The 24,041-nt window shown below is 41.3% G+C and carries 21 protein-coding genes and 1 pseudogene; 15 read left to right on the top strand and 7 right to left on the bottom strand.

All coding sequences use genetic code 11. The features are described 5' to 3' along the window. Nucleotides 1–137: 137 nt before the first annotated feature. Complete coding sequence (gene purH / locus V7K25_RS08590; protein ID WP_335156935.1) at nt 138–1,658, bottom strand: bifunctional phosphoribosylaminoimidazolecarboxamide formyltransferase/IMP cyclohydrolase; 1,521 nt, start codon at nt 1,656–1,658, stop codon at nt 138–140. A 316-nt stretch (nt 1,659–1,974) separates the two neighbouring features. Here purH and V7K25_RS31575 point away from each other — a divergent pair. From V7K25_RS31575 to V7K25_RS08555, 8 genes and pseudogenes are all read left to right on the top strand, one after another. Beyond that, nucleotides 1,975–2,358, top strand: a pseudogene (locus V7K25_RS31575) (calcium-binding protein); the annotation flags it as partial. Between the two features lie 42 nt (nt 2,359–2,400). Next, nucleotides 2,401–3,906, top strand: coding sequence for a beta strand repeat-containing protein (locus V7K25_RS08585; protein WP_442948077.1), 1,506 nt, complete (start codon nt 2,401–2,403; stop codon nt 3,904–3,906). A gap of 546 nt (nt 3,907–4,452) precedes the next feature. After that, nucleotides 4,453–5,055 (top strand): alpha/beta hydrolase, encoded by a 603-nt coding sequence (locus tag V7K25_RS08580; RefSeq protein ID WP_335157183.1) that lies wholly within the window; start codon nt 4,453–4,455, stop codon nt 5,053–5,055. A 156-nt stretch (nt 5,056–5,211) separates the two neighbouring features. Then, nucleotides 5,212–5,424 (top strand): protein IsiD, encoded by a 213-nt coding sequence (gene isiD, locus V7K25_RS08575; RefSeq protein WP_229457986.1) that lies wholly within the window; start codon nt 5,212–5,214, stop codon nt 5,422–5,424. A 72-nt stretch (nt 5,425–5,496) separates the two neighbouring features. Further along, a complete protein-coding gene (gene coaBC, locus V7K25_RS08570) occupies nt 5,497–6,702 on the top strand; it encodes a bifunctional phosphopantothenoylcysteine decarboxylase/phosphopantothenate--cysteine ligase CoaBC (RefSeq protein ID WP_335156931.1) in 1,206 nt (401 codons plus the stop codon). Between the two features lie 148 nt (nt 6,703–6,850). Next, complete coding sequence (locus V7K25_RS08565) at nt 6,851–7,207, top strand: hypothetical protein (protein ID WP_163930487.1); 357 nt, start codon at nt 6,851–6,853, stop codon at nt 7,205–7,207. A gap of 103 nt (nt 7,208–7,310) precedes the next feature. After that, nucleotides 7,311–8,333: a spore photoproduct lyase family protein gene (locus V7K25_RS08560; protein ID WP_335157181.1), complete on the top strand. Its 1,023-nt coding sequence runs from the start codon at nt 7,311–7,313 to the stop codon at nt 8,331–8,333. A 696-nt stretch (nt 8,334–9,029) separates the two neighbouring features. Then, complete coding sequence (locus V7K25_RS08555; protein ID WP_335156929.1) at nt 9,030–10,511, top strand: site-2 protease family protein; 1,482 nt, start codon at nt 9,030–9,032, stop codon at nt 10,509–10,511. A gap of 102 nt (nt 10,512–10,613) precedes the next feature. Here the strand turns inward: V7K25_RS08555 and V7K25_RS08550 are convergent, their stop codons facing one another. The 3 genes from V7K25_RS08550 to V7K25_RS08540 form a co-directional block, all read right to left on the bottom strand. Continuing rightward, a complete protein-coding gene (locus V7K25_RS08550; RefSeq protein ID WP_335157179.1) occupies nt 10,614–11,867 on the bottom strand; it encodes a glycoside hydrolase family 10 protein in 1,254 nt (417 codons plus the stop codon). A gap of 99 nt (nt 11,868–11,966) precedes the next feature. Then, nucleotides 11,967–12,926 carry a hypothetical protein gene (locus V7K25_RS08545; RefSeq protein WP_335156927.1) on the bottom strand — a complete coding sequence of 320 codons (960 nt, stop codon included), beginning with the start codon at nt 12,924–12,926 and terminating at the stop codon, nt 11,967–11,969. A gap of 413 nt (nt 12,927–13,339) precedes the next feature. Next, the gene (locus V7K25_RS08540; protein ID WP_335156925.1) at nt 13,340–13,843 is read right to left on the bottom strand and encodes a hypothetical protein; all 504 of its coding nucleotides are present in this window, start codon (nt 13,841–13,843) and stop codon (nt 13,340–13,342) included. A 964-nt stretch (nt 13,844–14,807) separates the two neighbouring features. Here V7K25_RS08540 and V7K25_RS08535 point away from each other — a divergent pair. Then, nucleotides 14,808–15,500, top strand: coding sequence for a phosphoribosyltransferase (locus V7K25_RS08535; RefSeq protein WP_335156923.1), 693 nt, complete (start codon nt 14,808–14,810; stop codon nt 15,498–15,500). Between the two features lie 69 nt (nt 15,501–15,569). Here V7K25_RS08535 and speB read toward each other — a convergent pair whose 3' ends face one another. Continuing rightward, nucleotides 15,570–16,613, bottom strand: coding sequence for an agmatinase SpeB (gene speB / locus V7K25_RS08530; protein WP_335156921.1), 1,044 nt, complete (start codon nt 16,611–16,613; stop codon nt 15,570–15,572). Nucleotides 16,614–16,699: 86 nt separating this feature from the next. Next, nucleotides 16,700–18,292: an FAD-dependent oxidoreductase gene (locus V7K25_RS08525; protein WP_335156919.1), complete on the bottom strand. Its 1,593-nt coding sequence runs from the start codon at nt 18,290–18,292 to the stop codon at nt 16,700–16,702. Nucleotides 18,293–18,563: 271 nt separating this feature from the next. On the opposite strand from V7K25_RS08525, the gene V7K25_RS08520 reads away from it, so the two are divergent. Next, nucleotides 18,564–19,058, top strand: a complete 495-nt coding sequence (locus V7K25_RS08520; RefSeq protein WP_335156917.1) for a DUF6174 domain-containing protein — start codon at nt 18,564–18,566, stop codon at nt 19,056–19,058. A gap of 443 nt (nt 19,059–19,501) precedes the next feature. On the opposite strand, the gene V7K25_RS08515 is transcribed toward V7K25_RS08520, so the two are convergent. Next, on the bottom strand, nt 19,502–19,987 hold the full coding sequence (locus V7K25_RS08515; RefSeq protein ID WP_335156915.1) for a DUF6174 domain-containing protein: 486 nt from the start codon (nt 19,985–19,987) through the stop codon (nt 19,502–19,504). A gap of 520 nt (nt 19,988–20,507) precedes the next feature. Here V7K25_RS08515 and V7K25_RS08510 point away from each other — a divergent pair. The 5 genes from V7K25_RS08510 to V7K25_RS08490 all read left to right on the top strand — a co-directional run bounded on the left by V7K25_RS08510 (nt 20,508) and on the right by V7K25_RS08490 (nt 23,996). After that, on the top strand, nt 20,508–20,996 hold the full coding sequence (locus tag V7K25_RS08510) for a TIGR00725 family protein (RefSeq protein ID WP_335156913.1): 489 nt from the start codon (nt 20,508–20,510) through the stop codon (nt 20,994–20,996). A gap of 343 nt (nt 20,997–21,339) precedes the next feature. Beyond that, nucleotides 21,340–22,005 carry a DUF938 domain-containing protein gene (locus V7K25_RS08505; protein WP_335156911.1) on the top strand — a complete coding sequence of 222 codons (666 nt, stop codon included), beginning with the start codon at nt 21,340–21,342 and terminating at the stop codon, nt 22,003–22,005. Nucleotides 22,006–22,187: 182 nt separating this feature from the next. Next, complete coding sequence (locus V7K25_RS08500) at nt 22,188–23,009, top strand: NADPH-dependent oxidoreductase (RefSeq protein WP_335156909.1); 822 nt, start codon at nt 22,188–22,190, stop codon at nt 23,007–23,009. Nucleotides 23,010–23,027: 18 nt separating this feature from the next. Beyond that, nucleotides 23,028–23,672: an SDR family NAD(P)-dependent oxidoreductase gene (locus V7K25_RS08495; protein ID WP_335156907.1), complete on the top strand. Its 645-nt coding sequence runs from the start codon at nt 23,028–23,030 to the stop codon at nt 23,670–23,672. A 48-nt stretch (nt 23,673–23,720) separates the two neighbouring features. Then, nucleotides 23,721–23,996 carry a hypothetical protein gene (locus tag V7K25_RS08490; RefSeq protein ID WP_335156905.1) on the top strand — a complete coding sequence of 92 codons (276 nt, stop codon included), beginning with the start codon at nt 23,721–23,723 and terminating at the stop codon, nt 23,994–23,996. The last annotated feature ends 45 nt before the right edge of the window (nt 23,997–24,041 follow it).

Genomic DNA, 24,041 nt, shown 5'->3' with positions numbered 1-24,041 from the left:
TGTTGCCGTGTTTCCACCCCAGGCGCTTTTTACTTTTAACTTGCTCCTCACACACGACTAAAACATATCATTAATTCAATCAGAAAACAAGCGTACTATGTGACACTTTATAAAGTGTACACCTTCCGGAGACTGATTTAGTGTAAAAAGTGACGTATACCAGTTAATACCATCACCAAACCCAGTTCGTTAGCAGCAATGATAGAATCTTTATCGCGTACACTTCCCCCTGGTTGGACAATGGCTGTAATTCCTGCTGCTGCGGCTGTTTTCACAGAATCATCGAAGGGGAAAAATCCATCGCTGGCGAGAATTGCACCTTTGGCTTTTTCTCCAGCTTGTTCTAGGGCAATTTTAACTGAGCCGACGCGGTTCATTTGACCAGCACCTACTCCTAGTGTAGTGCGATCGCTTGTCACAACAATGGCATTAGATTTAACATGTTTGCAAACTTTCCAAGCAAACAGCAATTCGGCTAATTCGCTGTCTGTGGGTTGACGTTCAGTGACTACTTGCCATTGACTGGTGTTAGCAATTATATCATCGCTAGCTTGGACAAGAAAACCACCTGCGATCGCTTTTACTGTATCCTTAGGGCCATCGCTCAAATCTGGTAGAGTCAAAACCCGCACGTTAGATTTCTTGGCAAGAATTTCTTGAGCTTCTGCATCACAATTTGGTGCAACCACGCATTCTAAAAATGTTTTAGTTAACTCGCTAGCTGTAGCTGCATCAATTGGACGGTTGAGTGCGACAATCCCACCAAAGGCAGAAACAGAGTCAGCATTAAAAGCTTTTTGATAAGCTTCTGAAATAGTGCTTCCTAATGCCGTACCACAGGGATTTGTATGTTTAATTATCGTTGCGGCTGGAGTATCAGTGAATTCAGCAATGATTTGACGTGCAGCTTCTAAATCAACTAAGTTATTGTAACTAAGTTCTTTGCCTTGCAGTTTTGTCGCGGCTGTCCATCCTGTTGGAGTAGTACCAGTTTGATACCAGGTGGCGGGTTGATGGGGGTTTTCACCGTAACGCAGAGATTGCAATTGTGTACCGCTAAGAGTGTACTGCTGTGCTTCTGCGAGGTAAGATGCGATCGCTTGATCGTAACTAGCAGTATGTAAAAATCCTTTTAAAGCAGCCTTTTGCCGAAACTCAAGAGATGCTACACCGTTATTTTGGCGCAATTCCTCTAAATACTCGTCATACTGGGCTGGATCGCATAATACAGCCAGATGGGCGAAGTTTTTCGATGATGCCCGTAGCATAGCCGGGCCACCAATATCAATTTGTTCAACCGCTTGGGATAATGTTACCCCTGGTTTAGCGATCGTTTCCTCAAAAGGATATAGATTCACCACCACTAAATCAATCGGGCGAATTTGGTTATTTTCTAAATCTGTAATATCTTGGGGAACATCTCGCCGCGCCAAAATTCCGCCATGAATTCGGGGATGTAGGGTTTTTACTCGACCACCTAAAATTTCTGGTGAACCTGTATAATCTGCAACTTTGGTGACAGGGAGTCCCGCATCTTTGAGTGCTTGGGCTGTTCCCCCACTGCTGACTAAATCAAAGTCAAATTCTTCAACCAAGCTACGGGCTAGGTCAATTATACCAGTTTTGTTAGATACACTCAGCAGGGCTAGACGCGCCATTGATCAATTCCTTAAAGTTAGGCTAGAAACGAAGGATCTCAAGTTTTGCATAAGCTTTGGTTTACTTCAAGATTTTTCGGCATCATTCTGAGATCCGGTAGTAGCGTGGCAACAAAAGGAGGTAGACAGGTTATCCGTAACTCCCTTGACATTGGCAAGTTTGGGCTAGCAAGGAGAAGAAGTTAGATAACTACTTAGCGATGTTACATTTCGCTTGTTTGGATTACTTTTAAACCCGTTTTGCTTTTCGGATAGGCTCTTAATCTATAAATTTATCAGCAAATAATATGACTCTCTCAACGGTGGTGAAGGGGATGACCTGTTGTCGGGTGATGCAGGCAATGACACCCTTCTTGGTGGTACGGACAATGATACCCTTCTTGGTGGTAGTGGTGACGATCGCTTAGATGTTGGTTCTTCAAATGTTGATTTTTTTGTCGGAGGCAATCAGCTGCTCTCTGGGGATGATGGCAACGATACTCTCTCTGCCTCAGGCTACGAAAGCCGCAACGGGAACGACAATTACTCCTCTGGTAACAACACCCTCAACGGTGGCGCTGGTGACGATTACTTGATTGTTAACCTTTCAAAAGGCAATAACCTGCTGAATGGTGGTGAGGGCAACGATACATTCTTCAACGACTACAGTGGCAATAGTGGCAATGATACGATCGATGGAGGTAAAGGTGACGATTTGTTGTTGTATAACACCAATAACGGTTACTACTATGCTAGCGAGGGAATGACTTCGACTTTTAATCCTATTACTAATAGTGGCTCAATTACATTAGGCACGACACTGGTTACCTACAAAAATATAGAGCGATTAAATATCAAAGGTACACAGTACGATGACTTGATTGTGGGGAGCAACGGTAATGATACGCTTGGCGGATTATACAGTAGTGGCAATGATACTGTAGATGGGGGAATCGGTGACGATTTGTTGATCGTCGATGACGAAAATGCTACCGGGGGAATTACTTCGGCTTTCAATTCTACTACTAATATTGGAACAATTACGGCAGGCACGACACGGGTTAGTTACAAAAATATCGAACGATTAAATATCACAGGTGGGTTCTATGATGACAATATTGTGGGGAACAATGGGAACGATACGCTCGATCCAGGCAGGGGTGGCAATGATACGGTAGATGGAGGAACAGGTGACGATTTGTTGAAGTTTTTGACCTATGCTACCGAGGGAATCACTTCGACATTCAATGCTACTACTAATACTGGAACAATTACGGCGGGCGCGAATGGGGTTAGCTACAAAAATATTGAGCAATTAGATATCACAGGTACATCCTACGATGACTTGATTGTGGGGAGCAATGGCAATGATACGCTCAATCCGGGCGGCAGTGGAAATGATACGATAGATGGGGGCAAAGGTGATGATTTATTGTCTTATACCGCCTACCTGGGAATCACTTCAAGTTTCGATGCTACCACTAATACTGGCTTAATTACGGCAGGCAGCGATCGGGTTAGCTACAAGAATATCGAACGATTACAGATCGCAGGTACAAGCTACAATGACTTGATTGTGGGGAGCAATGGCAACGATACGATAACAGGAAACTATTCTTACGATGTCGGATACCGTGAATCTTCTATTGTTGAGGTTATTGGTGGCAATGACACAATAATAGATGGGGGCGCAGGTGACGATTTGTTGATCGTCCATGACAGTGGTGATTTTGGGGGCAAGGGAATCACTTCGACATTTAATGCTATCACTAACGAAGGAGCAATTACGGCTGGCACGAATCAGGTTAGCTACAAGAATATCGAACGATTAGATATCGCAGGTACATACCAGGATGACAATATTCTGGGGAGTAATGGGGATGATACTCTCAATGGTGGTGGTGGCAATGATACCCTCATAGGTGGCAACGGTAATGATAGCCTAATTGGAGGATCTGGTACTGATACCTTTGCTTTCAATAGTTTCAATGAGGGCGTCGATCAAATTTATGACTTCAATGCGACTAATGAACTAATTCGGGTATCGGCTGCTGGTTTTGGTGGCGGGTTATCACCAGGTTCACTTCAGACAAGTCAGTTTAGCATCGGAGCATCTGCAACCACTAGCACTCAGCGATTTATTTACAACGATGTTACAGGTGCATTGTTCTTTGACCAAGATGGCAGTGCGAGTGCCTTTACTCAGGTAGAATTTGGACAACTTTCGAGTGGGTTATCACTAACCACAAACAATTTTGTGGTTGTTTAATTGTAATTAGCGCTCTATCACTCTAAGCAGAGAAAAGAGGAAATGATCGGATTGCGAGGTGTCTAAAGTAGCAACTCGCATCCGATTGATCAATGCAATTATAGCAAGCGATCGCGCGTGGAGTTCCTTCCCAGAAGGAGTTTACAAATAATATTGGTACTCCCATACTAAAAACCTTCGGGTGCGAAAAACTACAGAAATTATTGTCTGGCTTTAAAATAAAGTCTTCTTGGCAGATCATGACTTCACTACTATCATCGGTGTGATTCGCGGTTAACTCAAAACTGCCGATTTGTGTTTTCCATAAATTATTTGACGATATAGTAGGACTAATGTTTGATTTCTGAAAAAGCTCAGTACAGATCGAAAAGCCTAATTCCTATTCCCCACTCCCCGCCCACCTAGATAATTTCAAAAATCAAATACGATTCCTATAGGTATTGTTTAGGCAACCAGCAAATGCCGCTAAATACTAAATCCACTTGAAGAGATAGGATCTATGTACAAAAATATAATTTTAGGAGTAAACCTCTGTCTTTACAAGCTATCACCGTTAAAAGAGATTCTCAACCCTCCACAGGCTTAATTGTCACCTTACATGGTTGGGGTGCTAATGCTGAGGATGTAGCATCTTTGTTACCCTTGCTCAACTTACCCAATTACCAATTTGTATTACCCAACGCACCTTATCCTTATCCCTATTCTCCAGTAGGGAGGGCATGGTATGACCTACGGGTGGAGAATATGTATCAAGGATTGGCAGAAAGTCGGCAACTGCTAATAGATTTTTTGCAATCCTTAGAAAGTACCACTGGCGTACCTTTGTCACATACCATTTTAAGTGGATTTTCTCAAGGCGGGGCAATGACTTTAGATGTCGGCTCAAAATTGCCTCTAGCAGGTTTAGCTGTCATGAGTGGGTATTTACATCCTGATGCAGTAACGGCAGATCAAAAAGGGATTCCGCCGACTTTAATCACTCATGGGAGATATGATGAAGTTGTACCCCTACAAGCTGCTTTGAAGTCCCAAGAAACCCTCAAGTCTCTAAAAGTGGCGGTAGAATACCACGAATTTGATATGGGGCATGAAATAAATCCACAAACGTTAGAGGTGCTACGAAATTTCGTTGTAAATACAATTGCTTAGTCAGGATTACGAATTTTTTATAAATTCTGGTACAAATTCTGACAATTTTCACGAAATTAATGACTTCTAATGAGTAATATATATTGGGTGGCTGCGAAAGAGCGCAACTTAACCCATGCTGAAGGCGAGTGCTGCATAAGGGAGGGGCAAAGCATTATGACAACTCTAAGCATTTCCAAGAAAGAAATTGCTGCCATGACTGTGGCAGAAGTAGAAGAACTGGCTACACGTCTGGAGCTAGATAATTATAGTAATGCTTTTGAGGGTTTAAATGATTGGCATTTATTGCGAGCGATCGCATTTCAGCGTCCAGAGTTAGTTGAACCCTATATCTACCTCTTAGACTTGGAACCTTACGATGAAGCGTAGTTGAGAGTTAGGAGTTAGGAGTTCTAACTATTTAGTACTAATTTTTGTAACTACTTACTCCTAACTTTTACCATGCCTAATCCAAAGTTGAACAAGGTTCTAATTGCTGTAGGTGGCGGTATCGCCGCCTACAAAATTTGTGCATTAGTTTCGACGCTGTTTAAAACTGGGGTGGAGGTTCGAGTCATCCTCACCCGTTCGGCGCAAGAATTTATCACGCCTCTGACAATAGCCACCCTATCTCGTCATCCCGCCTACACAGATGATGATTTTTGGAAACCAACTCACTCTCGTCCGTTGCATATTGAGTTGGGTGAATGGGCAGATGTCATGGTAATTGCGCCCTTGACAGCTAATACATTAGCAAAGTTAGCCTACGGGATGGCTGATAATTTACTCACAAATACCGTGCTAGCTTCTACTTGTCCCGTGCTGTTAGCACCCGCAATGAATACGGATATGTGGGAACAGCTATCAGTGCAGCGAAATTGGCAACAGCTATTGATGGATAGCCGATATCATGGAATGAATACAGCATCAGGATTATTAGCGTGCGATCGCGTCGGTGCTGGTAGATTAGCAGAACCTCCAGAAATTTTGGCTCACATCCAATCGCTGTTACACACTCAAGGTAAACGTGATTTAGCTGGTAAACGCGTGTTAATTAGCGCTGGGGGAACGCGAGAGTATCTTGACCCAGTTAGATTTATTGGTAATCCTTCCACAGGTAAAATGGGATTAGCTTTAGCACAAGCCGCACTTCACCGAGGGGCAAGTGTTACTCTAGTACATGGCCCAGCTAATTGGGATGTACCATTAGGAGTGCAAGGAATTTCTGTTATTAGTGCCGAGCAAATGCAGCAGGCCATGCTGCAATATTTACCCAACGCTGATGTAATTGTGATGTCAGCAGCCGTTGCAGATGTGAAGCCACGAGATTATAGTACAGAGAAATTACCCAAGCGATCGCTCCCCCAAGCTTTACCCCTGGAACCAGTACCGGATATAGTCGCCAAATTAGCAAAACTCAAACAGCCGCATCAAATATTAATTGGTTTTGCAGCACAAACTGGAGATATTGTCAACCCAGCGTTAGAAAAGTTACAGAATAAAAAACTCGATGCTATTGTTGCGAATCCCATCGATCAACCTGATAGTGGTTTTGGGAGTGATAATAATCAAGCGATATTTTTAGATAGCCAAGGACGGCAAGTAGCGATCGCACCTTGTTCTAAATTAGAAATGGCGCATCATTTATTTGATTTTGTCATCAATTGATTAGGTATTGGGTAGGGACATGGCATTGCCGTAACCGTACAAGGAAACTACTACTTTGAATTGGGTATAACCCGTATGCTCTATGGCTTCAAGTCACTTTTCTAGATTTTACAATATAAGTAAGACATAAAAATAACGCTTCAATTATATGAAAATCCTCTCATCAGAGCTAGTCCATTTAGGATTTGGCAAATATGTGCGTTCTGACCAAGTGACAGCAGTTATACCAATAGAAGAGGAGCGAGGCCCAGGGCGACGAACCTTTGTTCACGTTCAAGGGCAAAACGATCCAATTATCGCCTCTCGCGCTGAAGATACCATCGTCCGTGATTTGGTACAGGAGCCAGGCGAAGTTACCCAAGCCCGTCAGCAGCAGGAAATTCTTCAAGATTTATTAGTTAATTTAGCTAATGTTAATTCGACTGTGCGTCGAATTAACCGTGATGAAGGCAGTTTGGATCTTGATTTGTTAGAGCGACGAATTAAGCAAGTCCTGGAAAATTAATTGCAGAAATCAGCAAACTAAATAACGGAGAAAAATATTGCTGAATACAATTACAGACCAAGTTTCAGTATCAGATACACAAACAAGATCGCCAAGGTTGTGGATACCTGAACGGGTACTGTTTACACCTGCTGCCCTAGATGAGGATTGGGGGCAGCAGATTCTTAAACGTGTGCAGTCACTCAACTTACCAATAGAAGAACTATCACAGAACCGCCTGAAGGGTCTGCGCGGTGAGTCTGAGCGGGATACTTACAACATCGCCAAGCGTACCTTAGCGGTGGTTACTGCACCACCTAGTTCTTTTAAACTGAGTCCCATCCCACCTTCTGCGGATTGGCAGTTTCACCTTGCCGAAGGTTGTCCTGCTCACTGTCAATACTGCTACCTAGCTGGTAGCTTATCGGGGCCACCTGTCATCCGCGTTTTTGCTAACTTACCGCAGATATTAGACAACTTAGCGAACTACGAGCAGCAGGGGAAAACCACAAGTTTTGAAGTTAGCTGTTACACAGACCCATTGGGTATTGAGCATTTAACTGGAAGTCTTGCTGAATGTATCCGTTACTTTGGCACTCGTACCAATGCACATCTACGTTGGGTATCGAAGTTTGATGCTGTGGATGGATTACTCGATTTACCACACAATGGGCATACTCGCTGTCGGATGAGTGTTAATGCCGCACCGATTTCTGGTAAGTTTGAAGGTGGCACAGCATCCGTAGCATCCAGACTGAATGCATTACGACGGTTGGCGCTACCACAAGAGTGTGGCGGTGGCGGTTATCCAGTAGGTTTGGTTATTGCGCCAATTATGCCGATAGACGATTGGCAAATGCACTATAGTCGTTTGTTTGACCAGATAAACGAGGCACTGGATTTTGATTGTAACCTTACCTTTGAGTTAATCTCCCATCGGTTCACTCCTGGGTCAAAAGAAGTGTTACAAACTTGGTATCCGCAATCAAAATTAGAGATGGATGAGGCAAAACGCAGTGTCAAGCGTAATAAGTTTGGCGGGACGAAATACGTTTATGAAAAGGACATAATGAAGGCGTTGCGTAGCTTTTTTGAGAGTGAGATTACTAGGCGCTTTCCAAATGCTGAAATTCTTTATTGGACTTAGAAGACAATACGGTTCAGTTAAGGTGCATAGGTCTTAAAGATCCCCCTTACTCCCCCTTAAAAAGGGGGAAATAGAGCCATTTTTAGCCCCCCTTTTTAAGCTACCGTGTATACACAAGTCGAATTACCCCCCTTAATCCCCCCGATATATTGGGGGGAAATAAGAAATCTTGTTCCCTCCCCTTTGCAAGGGGAGGGTTAGGGTGGGGTAAAACTGACGCACAAAACCAGGTGAGTAAGCTATTTCAGGCTTGTGTATACACCGTAGCTTTTTAAGGGGAGTTGGGGGGATCGAGTCTTATCCGAACCGTATTGACTTAGAAGACTACTTCGCTCATATAGAGTTTGAACAAATTAATTACTGGGCAAGAGAGCGATTGATATATGATGCGATCGCTCTCTTTTCTGGTTGCTCAGGTGCGTTAGGCTAAAGCCGTAACACATCCTACAAAAGAATTACTTTTTAAAACCTAGTGGTCTGTCCCAAAAATTTTGATGAGTTCGTAGTAAGCACTTTAGTGCTTAAAAATCCAGGACTAAAGTCCTGACTACGAACTTTTTTACCCCTCACCTGGGTTTGGCTACGCCCACGCAAAGCGGGATAATTTGGGCAGACGACAGGCGGCGTTATACATTAATAAGTGTATCTGCAATACCGGACTTGTTCTGGCTTAGTCTCAATAGCAAAGGTTTGGAGATGTTTACTTTATCAGAAACTTCTATCCTGGCGGCAATCCTACTGGTAGCTTTAGGCATTTTGGGCTGGGGCTTTTATCGCGCCAGACCTTTTGGTAAACTGGGAATCTTAGCCTGGTTACAGTCGGTGGTGTTGATGACTCCCTGGCTCCTGTTTTTTGGATTGTTTGCCGCAGGGATTTACATCAATATAGCGGGTATATTGTTCTTAGTAGTGACTTCCGCCGGATTGTACGTCTACTTGGGCAGACAGTTACGCGCAGCTGGGCAAGATGCCATCCTCAAGCAACGCGCCACAGAAAGACTCGCTGCTGCTTCCTCACTTGAAGCAAATTCCCCACAACCAAAAGTAGCAGAACTGAAACCGGAGATCCCACCGATACCAGAAGAAGACTTGAATGCAGTTAAAGGTATTTTCGGTATCGATACGTTTTTTGCTACAGAAACGATCGCTTACCAAGATGGAGCCATTTTTAAAGGCAATTTGCGGGGAGAACCCGAAGAGACTCACAACCGTCTAACTGCAAGTTTACGGCAACGCCTTGGCGACCAATATCGCCTGTTTTTAGTGGAAAATACAGACGGCAAACCAGTGGTAATTGTTTTACCTAGCCGCAACGATCCCCGGCCGATGTTGTTATCGCAAAAAGCTTTTGCAGGTATTCTGTTGATAGCGACCATTGCCACAAGTTTAGAAGCTGCGGGATTACTGCTGAATTTTGATTTCTTTGGCAATCCAGGGCGGTTTCAAGAAGCTTTGCCCATAGGCGCTGGGATATTTGCAATTTTAGTAGCTCACGAAATAGGTCATTGGTTACTTGCTCGGCGTCACCAAATCCGCCTTAGCTGGCCTTTCTTTCTGCCAGCTGTGCAAATTGGTTCTTTTGGTGCAATTACCCGCTTTGAATCTCTGTTGCCCAACCGCAAGGTATTATTTGATATCGCCTTGGCAGGGCCAGCCGCAGGTGGTATTGTTTCTTTGTTAATGCTGGTGACGGGCTTGGTGCTTTCCCGCCCAGGTAGTTTATTTCAATTACCAAATCAGTTTTTCCAAGGCTCGATTTTGGTAGGAAGTTTGGCGCGAGTTGTCCTCGGTTCGGCGTTGCAGTCGTCGTTGGTAAGTGTTCATCCTTTAGTGATAATTGGTTGGTTGGGGTTAGTAATTAACGCTTTGAACTTGATGCCAGCCGGACAATTAGATGGTGGGCGCATTGTTCAGGCAATTTATGGACGCAAAACCGCAGGACGAGCAACGATCGCAACTTTAATTTTACTAGCGCTAGTGTCTCTCGGTAATACTCTAGCCATGTACTGGGCGATCGTGATTTTCTTTTTGCAACGGGATCAAGAACGCCCTAGTTTGAATGAAGTCACTGAACCTGATGATGCTAGAGCCGCTTTGGGGCTTTTAGCTCTATTCTTGATGATTACCACGCTTCTACCCCTAACTCCCGGTTTAGCTGGGCGTTTGGGAATAGGATAGAGAGATGCGATTAATCGTACAAAAGAGACGCGATTAATCGCGTCTGTACAAGAGGAGTTTGAAGAATTATGCCTATCTCCCCATTCCCCACTCCCTAAATTTCTACGGTTTCCAACCTGCTAGTAAATTCGGGTAAGCTACGGGTGTGGGGAAAATTTTCTGGAAGGCAGTTTGACGCTCTTGAGGCTTTTCTTTGCTGATGTTCCAGAGGGTTTCATAGAAAAAGAAAGAGACTCCAGCGAAATTGCGATCGCGTACTTTTTGCACTTGTGTCTGAATCTGCTGCATCGGTATAGATCGGTTTTTTAACCCAGCCAAAATGCCCACACTCACCGGAATATGCCTCTTTGCCGCTTTCACTTCTGGATACTCTAATTCGCTGATAAAAACATTCAAATCATCACGATATATCTGCAAAACTAAATCTTCAATGATTCCCAGGCGTTCCCACTTCTGCCAGTCTGTTAAAAGGAAATTGTAGGACAAACGTTGAGGATTAGGAGCAACAGAAACCAGGCAATCTTTTTTAGTAGCTTTAATGGCTGTAAATACCCGTTTCATAAACTCGGTGATTTTGTTAGCTCTCCAGCTTACCCATTCTGGATCTTGAGAGTTTTTCGAGGGAGCTTTACCACGGTGTTCTTTTTTGTAAAGTGCCATTGTATAGGTATCGTATCCTAATTCTGATGGTAGGCCAAAATGGTCATCAAACTGAATACCATCAATATTGTAGTTTCTAATAATTTCAACGATTAAATCTTGAATAAATTGTTGTACTTCTGGGCGAAAGGGATTTAGCCAAACGCGATTATGTATGCCTTCTTTGAGAATCCGAGTTCCATCACTCTTACTAGTGAGCCATTGGGGACGATTTTTAGCTAATAGAGAATCTGCTGGTGCCATGAAGCCAAATTCAAACCAGGGAATCACTGTTAACCCTTTTTGATGTCCCACATCGACAATTTCTTTGAGGATATCTCGCCCTTTGAGTCCGGGTGTAGGATCGAGCGATCGCCCGATAACTTTGGCTGCAACTTTGCTAGGATACAATGTATATCCCCAATTCCAAACCGCTGGATATATCGTGTTAAAATTGAGTTGATCCAGGCGTTGCAAAGATCCCTTGAGGCGATCGCGCTCAAATAACACATCACTATCAATATTTGTTAACCACACTCCCCTTAACTCAGATGCTGGCGTTGGCGGCAGATTAATTTGAGCGTTTAAGGGGAACGATAGCATCACCGTAGCAACTACACTCAAGCTAGTTATAACGGCAAAAAAAAGAGACTTTCTGCTTTGGCGAAGATTCCACCAAGAATGAAACTCAACACACCACTTTATAAACCTTTTCATCATTTAGTTACAGACACGATCAAATTATGAGCAATCAGTATGAATAGCGATCGTTTCGATTGTAAGCGCTAAAATAATCGCTATTCATGCAGAGGTTTCTTATTTGGCGCTAGCTATAAGATCATTCCAGGCTTTGACTGATGCTTGTAAATCATTTGGCAGGTTATTTCGAGAAATATCGTTATACTGAACCGTACCCTTTTGGCTGGTAAGAGTATAGGTGATATAATCAGCAGAACCACTTGGGGCTGGGTAACTCAAATTCTTGAATTTACTAAATTGAAAACGTTCTAGCGATCGCACAAATTGTTGCACCTGTTGCACAGAAACGCGGCGAATACTACGCTCAGAATCATTAGCATCACCAATCCGCACCCGAATTAATTGTCCATCTTTGAGTAAAACAGTCTCGTAAGTTCTACCAGCAAAACCACCACTGGAAATTTGCCGAAATACTACATGTCCAGCTAATGGTGGTGGTAACTCGCTGACTGGAATTCGCACCGGGGTTAGTGGACTTGAGCTAGCCTTTTCATTTTGCCTGAGTGCGGAACCTATTTGATTGGTATGATAAACCAAGGTTTGTTCATCTTTGCCTACAACCACCCGCCAACCTGGTACCAAAGCTTCGGTACAGAATTCATCAGCTTTAGCTAATTCTAAACAGCCATTTTTCCAAGTTTGCTGTTGAAACTCAATGATTCTTAGCTGAGAAATTGGCTGTCGCAAACGTTTGGAGGCGGCTTGCAAAACAGCCTTTTTTACAGATGTGGGTAATTTATTTTGCAGATTGTTTGCCAAAGCTAAACGTAGCGATCGCTCATTGTTATGGTCTAAATCTTGCAGTGCCGCGTTAGTTACTGGACGTTGCAAACGGTTTAGTTTAATATTGTCTTTGAAAACTTCATTGCTTGTTTCTAGCGAGAACTTTGCAGTAGCGCCCGTAGCACCTTTGATAAATGTTAAACTGCTAGTAACAGACAAAATTCCAGTCAAAATCAAAACAGTGAAAATTCGCGCTTGATTGGGGTTAAAGTAGTCTTTCAGCATTAATTTCATAGTAAGATTTAGTAAAGAGTTATAGAACTCATAAATAGTATCCAGCCAATAATATATAATAAAGTAATACAATTCCAAAACTTCACAAGTTGGAATTAATGTTAGTACCTGTCTTCTAAAACAGATATAAAGACAAGACGCTGATGTAGTGATTGTTTGTTCCTTATAGCGATTCTCATTTGAATCAGGGACACAGCATTGCTATGTCCCTACGAGTATCTGTGTTCATCTGTGGTTAATTATTTTCTATAGCTTCCCCATAGGGAAAGCGTTATACAGCAGATTGTAAACTTGGTGAAGTATAGATATAGATAAAAGTAATTTTAGATAAAGAATCGTACAAAACCCTAGCAGAGGTTTTGCTCGGCTCAAACTTACCGTATACAAGATTTTGCAAGTAATCTCAGGCAATATTAAGCGCTAATCGCTTGTTGTTCAGCTTCAACTAACTGATTTTGAGGTAGATCAAATCTAATAGTACTAGCTGCCCAGTCTTTTAAATCGGGTGCTAGCCAAACTAGCTTTTGCAGAATTTCATCATTGACCCACAACACCAACGGAAACTGGAAGTCTTTCCGAAACTGATTTCGCATAATGTTGGTACTGATGATTAGTTGGTTAATTTTTATTACAGATTCTAAACCCCGTACCATCAAAGCTTCGGGTTGAGTAGCACCAATCGTAGTTGTAATAGCTGTATACAATGTGTCTGTTGCAGATGAAAGCAGGATTTCGTGGATATCTGCTGATGAAAATTCTGTTAACACATTCAGCACTTGCTGCTGCCTTTCAACACTATTACAACAAGCTAATATCAGTGAGAACTCCCCACCAGAAACCATCATCGCCCTTGCCAGCCTCTTAGTGGCTGCTGTGCTGCTAGTTGTGCCGTTTTCCGAATGACTTAAGCTGATCATTAAAAAAATCCTGCTTTTAATTTTAAAAATGTCTGAGCAATATTCAGTTATTCTACTCTATGAATTTTTATTCAAAAGTGTTAAGTCGGGTAATTTTGACGAGGTTTTTATTCTAATACCAAGCATAATACTACGCATTACTTAAGGAAAGAGTATATTCTGTATTATCCCACACATACAAATAAAGAATAATGTAAAGATAGTATCAAAATCATGTAAACAAAAGATAATGGAAGCAAAAGGAAGCTGGTGAAGAATTAGCAGTTGAATTATCAGTGTATTTTTCTAAATTTTGGCATCTACCAATAATTAAGTAATTATTTTATAATTTAAAGTAAAAAAAATACCCAGTGTTTGGTTTAACAATAAAGATTAGGAAGTGGGAGAAAACTGAACTGGTAACTGGTTTACTGTTGCCTACGGTAAGCTTTTTCTCTTGCTAAACCATTTCCGGGCGGGTGTAGAGTGTGGAGTAGTGAAATGGGATCAGCCCAAAATGCGAAAGTAAAAATTAACTCATCCGTTTGATAGAACTGGAAATTGAAGATGTCGCCTCGTTAGTCAGAGGGCACGGAATTGTTAGCTTTCTAAGATCAGTTCAGAACATCTAAAAATTTAACAAGTCATGCATTAAGACAAATTTGGAGGGAAAATGAAAGATGATGAGTTTATTGGCCACGCGCAAAATCGCGCCCTTTTCAATACGTTCGATTAAGAAATTTCTTGGTAGAGGCAAGCAGTTAAGTCGCTTCTCTACGAGATATTGCACTAATGCTCCAATTAAAAACTAAAAATTATTAATTAAAAATTGCAAGACGCTCCAGGATGAGCTAATGCTTCTCAACCAGACGCTACGCGAACGCTATCATTCTGGGCTGTTGAACCCAAAATTAATTAAAAAAAGTCAAGGGCAAATCCATGTAAAAACTTAATTTTTTTGTAAACTAATCAGGAGTGCCACACCATGCAATTCAAAGACCGGAGGTTTGCGGGTCAAGTTTTAGCTAAAGAGTTAGCCGCTTATAGTAACCACCCAGATGTTTTGGTATTAGGGCTACCAAGGGGTGGTGTACCCGTTGCTTTTGAGATTGCCAAAGCATTAAATGCTCCAATAGAAGTTTTGGTGGTACGTAAATTGGGTGTGCCCGATCAAGAAGAATTAGCTATGGGAGCGATCGCTTCTGGTGGAGTGCGGATAGTCAATGAATATATAATCAGCTTGGTGAAGATATCCGATGAAGTCATTGCTAGGGTGGCAGTGCAAGAAGAACGGGAGTTAGAGCGGCGAGAACGGCTTTATCGTTCAAAGCGTCCCTTACCAAATTTACAAGGACGCACGATCATTTTAGTAGATGATGGTTTAGCCACTGGTGCAACTATGTGGGCTGCTGTCGTGGCTGTGCGAAAGCAGCAACCCGCTCAGATTGTGATTGCTGTACCTGTCGGCGCACCCGAAACTTGCCATGAGTTAGAAGCTAAGGTAGATAAAATTGTTTGTATCTTGACACCTAGACATTTCCAAAGCGTTGGTCTTTGGTACGAAAACTTTCCCCAAACTACGGATGAAGAAGTCTGCGACTTACTCGCAAAAGCGGCAGAGGGTAGTTCTTGCTGGGGAGAGAACCCCATCCATATTGAGGAATTCTTCAGGAGTTAGAAACAAAGGAGTTGCTGTAGTCATCGCCATGAGTTCAGTATCATTCCCACTCTGCCACAATTTTATCGTTTATATTTTCTGCTGAGATAAATCCATTAAATTTGCCAGTTTGTAAACTACCCGCGCTCCAACATTACCATCCCACTCACCATCACCGACTTCGCAGATATCAAAGCCAATAATTTTTCTCCCACTATTGACTAATTCCCGGAATAGACAAAATGTTTGCTCTAATTCCAACCCACCTGGAACAGGAGTACCTGTACTCGGACAAAGTTTGGGATCTAGACCATCTGCATCAAAGCTAATGTAAACAGACTCAGGTAAATGACTAATAATTTCTCGGCATAAATCAATCCAAGTTGTTCCAGAGTAAAGCTTTTGTTTAATGGCTGGGTCGTAATATGCAATAATGCGACTATCAGATTGGTCAATCATTTGCACTTCATCATGACTAATATCACGCAAAGCCACCTGCACTAGCTTGGAAATTTGCGGTATTTTCATCGCATTAAACATAATAGACGCATGAGAAAACTCAAATCCTTCATACGCATCACGTAAATCTGCGTGGGCATCAATGTGCAAAATGCCATAGTTTGCGTACTTAGCCGCTAATGCTTGGAAATAACCTAACGGCGAACTGTGATCCCCACCAATGACTGCAACTCGCTTACCATTATTAATTGCTTGCTGGCAATTTTCAAACAGCCATTGATTTACCTGTTGACAAACTTGATTAATTTCTGTGAGGACAGGTGTTAAATCTGGTGTATCTGAGAGTTGTTTACCTTGGGCTAATCGTTCAATAATTTTTGCTGCCAAGGCGCGATAATATGTATTCTTCTCTAAAATATCTTGGGAAATTTCCACCATGAAAATTCCCTGCTTCCAACCATCAGGGTTATCAAAATCGAACAAATCTAGTTGAGTCGAAGCATCGAGAATTCGCTGTGGGCCGTTAGCAGTGCCTGCGCCGTAAGAAACAGTGACTTCCCACGGTACACCAAAGACAATCAGGTTTGCAGACTCATAATCGCAGGGCAAACCTAAGAGGTTGCCATTTACTTCACCTATGCCGCTAGGATTGTAGTCTTGTAATTGATTACTCATCGATTATCTTCTGGATTTACGTGGATAGACAGCACGCCGCCTAGTGGACATCTGCATTGTAATAAAAATTTTTCCCAGACGGGAAACTACAGCGCCTCTATTACTTGGTCGAAATTGCGGCGATACAGCTGTTGGCTGTACTCCTGCCACTCTTTGTCTGATGAGTGGGGCGATCGCGTTAATGTTGCCTGTTGCACGTATACCATCAAAGGGCGACGAAGACACTCATATTTCTCAAAGGCTTTGGCTATAGCTTGGAGATCGTCCCAGTTATTCTCCTCAGCAATTTTAGCGATGAGTGTTGTAACTATTAGCGCATCTTCTAATCCTTGATTAGCTCCTTGAGCCATAAAGGGAGGCATTCCATGTGCTGCATCGCCAACTAATACGATTCGCCCTACACTCCAGGCTGGTGGAATTTTGGCAGGATTAGCTTCAGTATTGAGGTCAGTTGGGTTAGAAACTTGTATAGAATCCGAAATAGTAGCGCGGTGAATGTAGTATGGACGCTGCTGCATGTTGGCAGGAGGAGATATACGCACTAATTGCTTGAGCGCATCAGGAAAACCTGCTTTCTCCAATTCCTGCAAAGCTAAGTCAATTAAAGAACTTCCAGACTTTCCTTGCAATGAGTCTAAAAGCAAAGCAAGATGTATTATGTACCCAAGTTCACCAGTTGATCTGCGAAATAATATTATCCTGATGTTATTTATACAAACAGAGTTTTCAGAGATTTCATCATTAGTGATTGTTACAAGTGGTGAGTTTTGAAAGAAATCTTCTTCTAGTTTCGTGCATAGTTCCTTTGGTACTTCAGCTATTTCCCTACAATATATAGCTGCAAACCCAGAGTATTCAGGTCGGGTAAAATCATGATATTGAGTATCTGTGTAAAGCAGCCTACGAACTGTAGAATTAATCCCATCTGCTGCAACAACTAGTTTAGCTCTAATCGATTTTGTTTCTAATTCTTGGGGGGTAATATCTGAGTTTTGGAGCTGCATATCATTATTTTTCTGTCCCTCTGCCCAATACGCGTAGGGGTTGGTTTCTATTCGTGTGTCACCTACACAATCTATGCGGATATAACCTTTTTCCGGCTCATTCACAACATTAATACAACGGTGATTAGCTTTAACTCGGTCTTCTGGAAGTAGCTGTCTAAGGGTTGTCTGCAAATTGTACCAAGAAATTGGCACTCGACCCTCGCCATAATCTTGAAACCAGTCATCAAAACTAAGCGAAATTGAATTAATTATCTTCCCTTGTAAATTTTTATAAACCCATTGCGGTGAAGCCTTTGCAGGTTGTTGCTTTTGAGCAGATTCGACAGTTTCCTGGCCATTAGACTGCTTGGGATTCAATAAATCCAGTCCAGTTTTTTTGACTTCTCCGTAAGCGTTAGGATCTAAGTATTTGAGAGCTTGTAATCCATTGGGGAGAAGATCCACTGTTTGTCCAACTTGACGGAAGGTGCGAGTTTGATCGATGACAAGGACATTTTCAATACCACGTTTACGTAAGCCAACGGCAGTTGCTAACCCAATAGGCCCAGCGCCAACTACTACAACATCATAGATTTCTTGAGGATTAGAAGAGGAGATAATAGATGCGGCTAAGGTATCAGCTTTGGTTGATGTGTTTATATGTGTATGGGGACTTGATTTAGTTTCTGGCATATTTTTATATACAATAATCTTGGATAGAAGCTGGGCAATATAGAAAGCTATAACCCTCAAGTTACATAAGATCACACAACAATATTAAAATCAAATACAAAAAGTTAGATATTTTGCCGTTGTTGAATGCGATCGCAGCCCGTTTAGATAAGTAAAACTAGGCTATGGATGAGTGTCAAAAATAATTTCATTTTTTTGGTAATGACTTTGAAGCACGTTAGACTACTAAGAAGTTAAACTACTAAAAAATTCAAGTTAAGGATGGATTTATATGCGCTTACCAATTGCAATTACTGCCATTTTAGTCGCGTCTTTGGGTTTGAGTACGCCTGTAATATCTCAACCTCCTATACAGGTAGCTCAAAAACCAGCGTCTAATAGTTTCGCTTTAGAACAATTTAAGAATAATTCCCGATTATGGAGAAATAAAAGAATCTCTAACTATCGCTATGAATTTACTAGAAGTTGCTTCTGTTTCCCCAAAGCCACAGAACCAGTGATTATTGAAGTACGTAATGGAGTCACAACTTCCATTACTTATAAATATAGTAAAAATCCAGTAGATGCAGGATTTTTTGAAAAATACAATACAATTCCTAAACTCTTTAATATCATTAGAAATGCGTTCATTCAAAGAGCAGACAACTTGACTGTACAATATAATCCGACACTTGGCTATCCTACTCAAATTAACATTGATTATGATAAGCAAAGAACTGATGATGAAATATTCATTACAATTAGTAATCTGCAACAAATAAAGTAAATATAGCTAAAGAAAACATTCATATAGCAGTCCGAAATCATTCGTGAAAATTATATCTCTCTTTCTTCTTTTTTTCCTTGGCGTCCTTCTCTTCGAGACGCTGCGCGTTCGCGTAGCGTTCCGTTGGCGCAGCCTCTCGAAGAGAAGGAAAGGCGGTTCGTTTCCTAATCTATATTTTTCACAACTCAAATAGGATTGCTATATAATAGAAAATTCCTGACTTGTCCAAAAAGGCTAGTTCAGCGATTGTCTATCTAAAAGTTGGGGCAGCAAAATCAAAAATATTGAAATATAACAACCTGCCCCTTAATTTAACTAGTTTTCCATCAGCAAATATTTAGGGTGGGTTGTTTTGTTATTTTGTAGAAACAATATTAGGTTCATTTGTGTAAACTTAAATTCAAACTTTCTTAGTGGGGATTCAATCGCTTTATGTATGAACCCTAATGAAGGACTTCAAAATTGCTAATTGTAGTAAATACTCCAGCATCGGCAGCTAGATTACCGATATTAATTTGGGTTGGATAACCAAGTTGTGGGTTGTACACTACAGTTAACTCAGATTCTCCACTATTGATCGTATTCCGAATCAAAGTAAAGAGTTTAGGGATTGTACTATATTGTTGTAATAGGTTTGGATCTACTCGCTTACCAGTTTGAGCATTCGTGATAGATTTTGTGATGCCGTTACGTACTTCAATGATTACTGGGCCTCTAAAATCGGGAAGACAAAAACAATTATTGCTAAGTTTGTAGCGATAGTTGTTAATTTTTTTTTGATTCCACAATTGGCGATTAATTCTTAGCTGTGTTAAGTTCGAGTTATTAATCTCTGCTTTTGCTCCATGCGTAGGAGGCACAGAAATTACTGGAGCGTTCAAAGTCAAAGATGCTACTAAGATTGCACCAATAGCAATAGGTAAGCGCATATCAATCCTTTCTTGACTAACGTTGAGTTATAGTTTCAGTGTGACTAAATAGGATTCCAGAGAGTTGAAATCACTTTTAGAAGTTGACACAGTTTATACAGAGAATCCCCAAGCGCTCGTAACAGCAGGAATATTCTCTACTATAAACTGAAAAAAATCCCACACAACCATACAATACTATTCACCTCAAATTTTGTGTTTTATGCAAAAAACGAATAATTTTAAAATTGGCATTATAAAATTTAGAAGCCAGTATCAGGTAAACCCCAAAATCTTGGCTATATAAGACTTTCAGGAAATTAAATATTCACTTATATAGTAATGATAATCATTTCAAGGTGGAAGTTAGAGACGGATACAGTCGAAGATAAGCTAATTTATATTTTCTGAAAAGAGTTAATTTATTTATTTTATCATTACATCAATTTTTACAATTATCTAGTAATAATAACTATACCCATGTAGTAATTGCTCCCGTAAGAGCAACTACTTATAAAATGCTGCTAGAAATTGAAATTCTATGAGAAAAATTATCGTTGGGGTGATGGGGCCTGGAAAAAATGCGACAGCAAATGATTTACAAAATGCTTATACACTAGATCAACTTATTGCCAAACAAGGATGGATTTTACTCACCGGTGGTAGAAATGTAGGTGTAATGGATACAGTAAGTAAAGGTGCAAAATCTGATGAGGGTTTAACTATTGGTATTCTTCCCAGCGATAATCAAGATAGTATTTCCTCTTCAGTAGATATTGCTATTTTCACAGACATGGGAAATGCTAGAAATAATATTAATGTTCTCACTAGTGATGTGGTAATTGCCTGCGGTATGGGTGCAGGAACTGCTTCAGAAATTGCCTTAGCTTTGAAAGGAAATAAGCAAGTAATTTTGTTGACTAATGATGAAGAAAGTAAGATTTTCTTTAAAAAGCTATCACCAGAGAATGTTTATATTGTGGAGAGTGTGGATCAGGCGATCGCTACAGCCAAAACAATCTTATACTAATTCGTAATTTGTAATGTTTAAGTCCGATAATCTATGATTGTATCCATAATACCCACCACAAAGCGATCGCTACTTGGAAGTAGTTCTGTCTGTGCCGACCACCAAGGCGATCGCTAGCTTTCAATACTGTAACATCAGACATCTTTTGAATTTTAATTTGGGAGATACTCAAGAAACATTACTGCTATCAAATGTAAACTCTAAGCAGTTTAGCTCTGATTCGATCATATTTTCTTCTTAGAATAATTTTCTAGTAACGCTTTGCGTAATTCGTAATACCTGTTTCCTATGGTTTTTAGACAATAGCCACTAAAATGAAATTAGCTATGTAAAAACGATACGGATGACACTACAAGACGCACGAGAATATGCACCAGCAACCGAGCGCAATCGTGAACCAATTCTAGAAGTACTTTTACAAGTATTGCCTAAGAGTGGCACGATCTTGGAAATCGCCAGTGGTACTGGTGAACACGCAGTCTTTTTTGCGCCCAGACTCAGAGATTGTATGTGGTTACCAACAGATACAAATCCACAAAGAAGAGCCAGCATTATTGCATGGACTGAACACCTTGGATGTAATAATATTTATCCACCGCTTGAACTTGATGTTAGAGAACCAGTTTGGGCAGTGGAGGAAGGGGCAGTAACCCAGTGGCTGGATACCTCGCCAATTACCGCCATCGTCAACATCAATATGATTCACATTTCACCTTGGTCAGCCTGTTTGGGGCTAATGGCAGGGGCAGGTCGTATCCTAAAAGCACGAGATATCCTCTATTTGTATGGGCCCTTCAAACAAGCTGGAGAACATACAGCACCGAGTAATGCCACTTTTGACAACTCTTTACGCGCCCAAAACCGAGAGTGGGGTATACGTAACTTGGATGATGTTGTAGCAGCAGCTAGCGCACAAAATCTCACCTTGAAACAAACTTACCAAATGCCAGCTAATAATCTTTCAGTAGTGTTTCAACGAAAATCGGCGGGAATCTCATCTCAACAATAGAGGTAGGAGGAATAGCCGTTCCCCGATTTAGTCATTAGTCATTACAGCCATGTTAAGAAAGATGTGGGTAGATAGAAGTACGGAATACGGCGCTGTGCGCCTGTTCCTCAAGAGTTTTCAGTTAGCTATCCTTATAAATAAAACAACTGAAAATTTTTGAAGTGTGAATCTTGAAATTGATTATGACTAATCCTACAGAATTACTGCGATCGCGCTACGGTGAAATTCCTTTCAATCCCGAAATTGCATGGAATGATTCTCTAACAGCACTACTATCTCACCGTTCAATCCGATCTTATTTATCCTCTCCTCTACCACCGGGAACTCTGGAGTTGCTAATTGCAGTTGCCCAATCTGCATCTACTTCCTCTAATTTGCAAACCTGGAGTGTGGTAGCAGTTGAAGATCAACAGCGCAAAGAGGAGTTATCTAAACTAGCAGGGAACCAAGCACATATTAAGCAGGTTCCTTTATTTTTGGTTTGGTTAGCAGACTTAGCGCGTCTAAATTACGTTGCTGATAGTCGCAGCATATCTCATGATGCGCTGGATTACTTGGAGATGTTTGTGATGGCAACAATTGATGCAGCTTTGGCGGCGCAAAACGCAACAATAGCAGCCGAGTCACTCGGTTTAGGAACAGTATATATCGGTGGAATCCGCAACCACCCGCAAGAGGTAGCAGAGATATTGAATTTGCCCTCCTCTGTGTATGCTGTATTTGGGCTGTGTGTAGGCTATCCGAATCCAGAAGTAGAAGCAGCGATTAAGCCACGATTGCCACAATCAGCTGTGCTGCACCGCGAAACTTATAAATTGGCAGATCAAGAAGAAGCGATCGCTCATTACAACGAGATTATGAAAGAATTCTATACTGAACAAAAGATGAATGTCCCTGGTGATTGGTCAGAACACTCAGCCCAACGGATTGCAACCGTAGAATCACTGAGAGGACGCGATCGCTTGCGGGAAGTTCTCAATCACCTTGGCTTCAAGTTACTGTAAACAAGAAAAATCAAAATTATGGATTTGCAACTCCGTGGCAAAGTCGCCTTAGTGACTGCTGCTAGTAAAGGTTTGGGCAAAGCTACAGCAAGGCAATTTGCCCGTGAGGGTGCAAAAGTTGCCATCTGCGCCCGCAGTGAGTTAATTGACAAAACTGCTGCGGAGATTGCAAGCGAAACAGGCACAGAAGTGCTATCTCTGCGTGGAGACGTTACCAATCAAGCAGATATTGAACGGGTAATTAATGCCACAGTAGAGAAATTCGGCGGGTTGGATATCCTCGTTACCAATGCCGGAGGCCCGCCCGCAGGCACTTTTGATGATATTGATTTGGCAACTTGGGAAACTTCTATAAATTTAACTTTGCTGAGTACAGTCCGCTTGGTAAAATCTGCTTTACCTCACTTACGCCAATCTACAGCACCGGCGATTCTTACCATCACCTCAACCTCAACTAAACAACCAGTCCAAAATCTTGTGTTGTCTAATTCCATTCGATTAGCAGTGATTGGTTTAACTAAAACTCTCAGCCAAGAACTGGGTAGCGATAAAATTCGCGTCAACAGCATTTTACCAGGCTGGACATATACAGAACGGGTAGAAGAATTAATAAATGCGCGGATAGCTAAAAGTAGTGAAACAAAAGAAGTAGAAATGAAGTAGGGGTAATTCATGAATTACCCCTACCATAATAACAGAGAGATAAAAATTATGTCAAAATTCATTAGTCGTAATCGCCGATCTATTCGATTAAAAGGTTATGATTATTCTTCAAATGGAGCCTATTTTCTGACAATTTGTGTGCGTACTTGTGAATGCTTGTTAGGAGAGATTCAGAATGGAAAGATGATATTAAATGATTATGGTGAGGTTGTTAGATTAGTTTGGGAAGATTTACCCAATCAAGTTTCAGATATTGATTTAGATGAATATGTAAGGTTCTTCAGTACTTGTTATGCTAAACTAATAATTAAAGTGCCAATTTAATAAGCATCTTACTCTAAAATTATTAAAGTTTCTGAATCCATAAGC

This window comes from Nostoc sp. (genome assembly GCF_036919495.1).
Classification (GTDB): Bacteria; Cyanobacteriota; Cyanobacteriia; order Cyanobacteriales; family Nostocaceae; genus Nostoc.
Note: the sequence above shows the minus strand (reverse complement) of the source record. Positions and strands in the feature narration are given on the sequence as shown.

What these genes read in the sequence shown, in the direction of transcription:
- V7K25_RS08550 (WP_335157179.1), bottom strand. Translation starts at nt 11,867, where the DNA reads ATGAAAAGGTTTATAAAGTGGTGTGTTGAGTTTCATTCTTGGTGGAAT.
- speB (WP_335156921.1), bottom strand. Translation starts at nt 16,613, where the DNA reads ATGAGTAATCAATTACAAGACTACAATCCTAGCGGCATAGGTGAAGTA.
- V7K25_RS08555 (WP_335156929.1), top strand. Translation starts at nt 9,030, where the DNA reads ATGTTTACTTTATCAGAAACTTCTATCCTGGCGGCAATCCTACTGGTA.
- purH (WP_335156935.1), bottom strand. Translation starts at nt 1,658, where the DNA reads ATGGCGCGTCTAGCCCTGCTGAGTGTATCTAACAAAACTGGTATAATT.
- V7K25_RS08505 (WP_335156911.1), top strand. Translation starts at nt 21,340, where the DNA reads ATGACACTACAAGACGCACGAGAATATGCACCAGCAACCGAGCGCAAT.
- V7K25_RS08540 (WP_335156925.1), bottom strand. Translation starts at nt 13,843, where the DNA reads ATGATCAGCTTAAGTCATTCGGAAAACGGCACAACTAGCAGCACAGCA.
- V7K25_RS08495 (WP_335156907.1), top strand. Translation starts at nt 23,028, where the DNA reads ATGGATTTGCAACTCCGTGGCAAAGTCGCCTTAGTGACTGCTGCTAGT.
- V7K25_RS08525 (WP_335156919.1), bottom strand. Translation starts at nt 18,292, where the DNA reads ATGCCAGAAACTAAATCAAGTCCCCATACACATATAAACACATCAACC.
- V7K25_RS08585 (WP_442948077.1), top strand. Translation starts at nt 2,401, where the DNA reads ATGACTTCGACTTTTAATCCTATTACTAATAGTGGCTCAATTACATTA.
- V7K25_RS08490 (WP_335156905.1), top strand. Translation starts at nt 23,721, where the DNA reads ATGTCAAAATTCATTAGTCGTAATCGCCGATCTATTCGATTAAAAGGT.
- V7K25_RS08510 (WP_335156913.1), top strand. Translation starts at nt 20,508, where the DNA reads ATGAGAAAAATTATCGTTGGGGTGATGGGGCCTGGAAAAAATGCGACA.
- V7K25_RS08535 (WP_335156923.1), top strand. Translation starts at nt 14,808, where the DNA reads ATGCAATTCAAAGACCGGAGGTTTGCGGGTCAAGTTTTAGCTAAAGAG.
- V7K25_RS08545 (WP_335156927.1), bottom strand. Translation starts at nt 12,926, where the DNA reads ATGAAATTAATGCTGAAAGACTACTTTAACCCCAATCAAGCGCGAATT.
- V7K25_RS08515 (WP_335156915.1), bottom strand. Translation starts at nt 19,987, where the DNA reads ATGCGCTTACCTATTGCTATTGGTGCAATCTTAGTAGCATCTTTGACT.
- V7K25_RS08565 (WP_163930487.1), top strand. Translation starts at nt 6,851, where the DNA reads ATGAAAATCCTCTCATCAGAGCTAGTCCATTTAGGATTTGGCAAATAT.
- V7K25_RS08520 (WP_335156917.1), top strand. Translation starts at nt 18,564, where the DNA reads ATGCGCTTACCAATTGCAATTACTGCCATTTTAGTCGCGTCTTTGGGT.
- isiD (WP_229457986.1), top strand. Translation starts at nt 5,212, where the DNA reads ATGACAACTCTAAGCATTTCCAAGAAAGAAATTGCTGCCATGACTGTG.
- coaBC (WP_335156931.1), top strand. Translation starts at nt 5,497, where the DNA reads ATGCCTAATCCAAAGTTGAACAAGGTTCTAATTGCTGTAGGTGGCGGT.
- V7K25_RS08500 (WP_335156909.1), top strand. Translation starts at nt 22,188, where the DNA reads ATGACTAATCCTACAGAATTACTGCGATCGCGCTACGGTGAAATTCCT.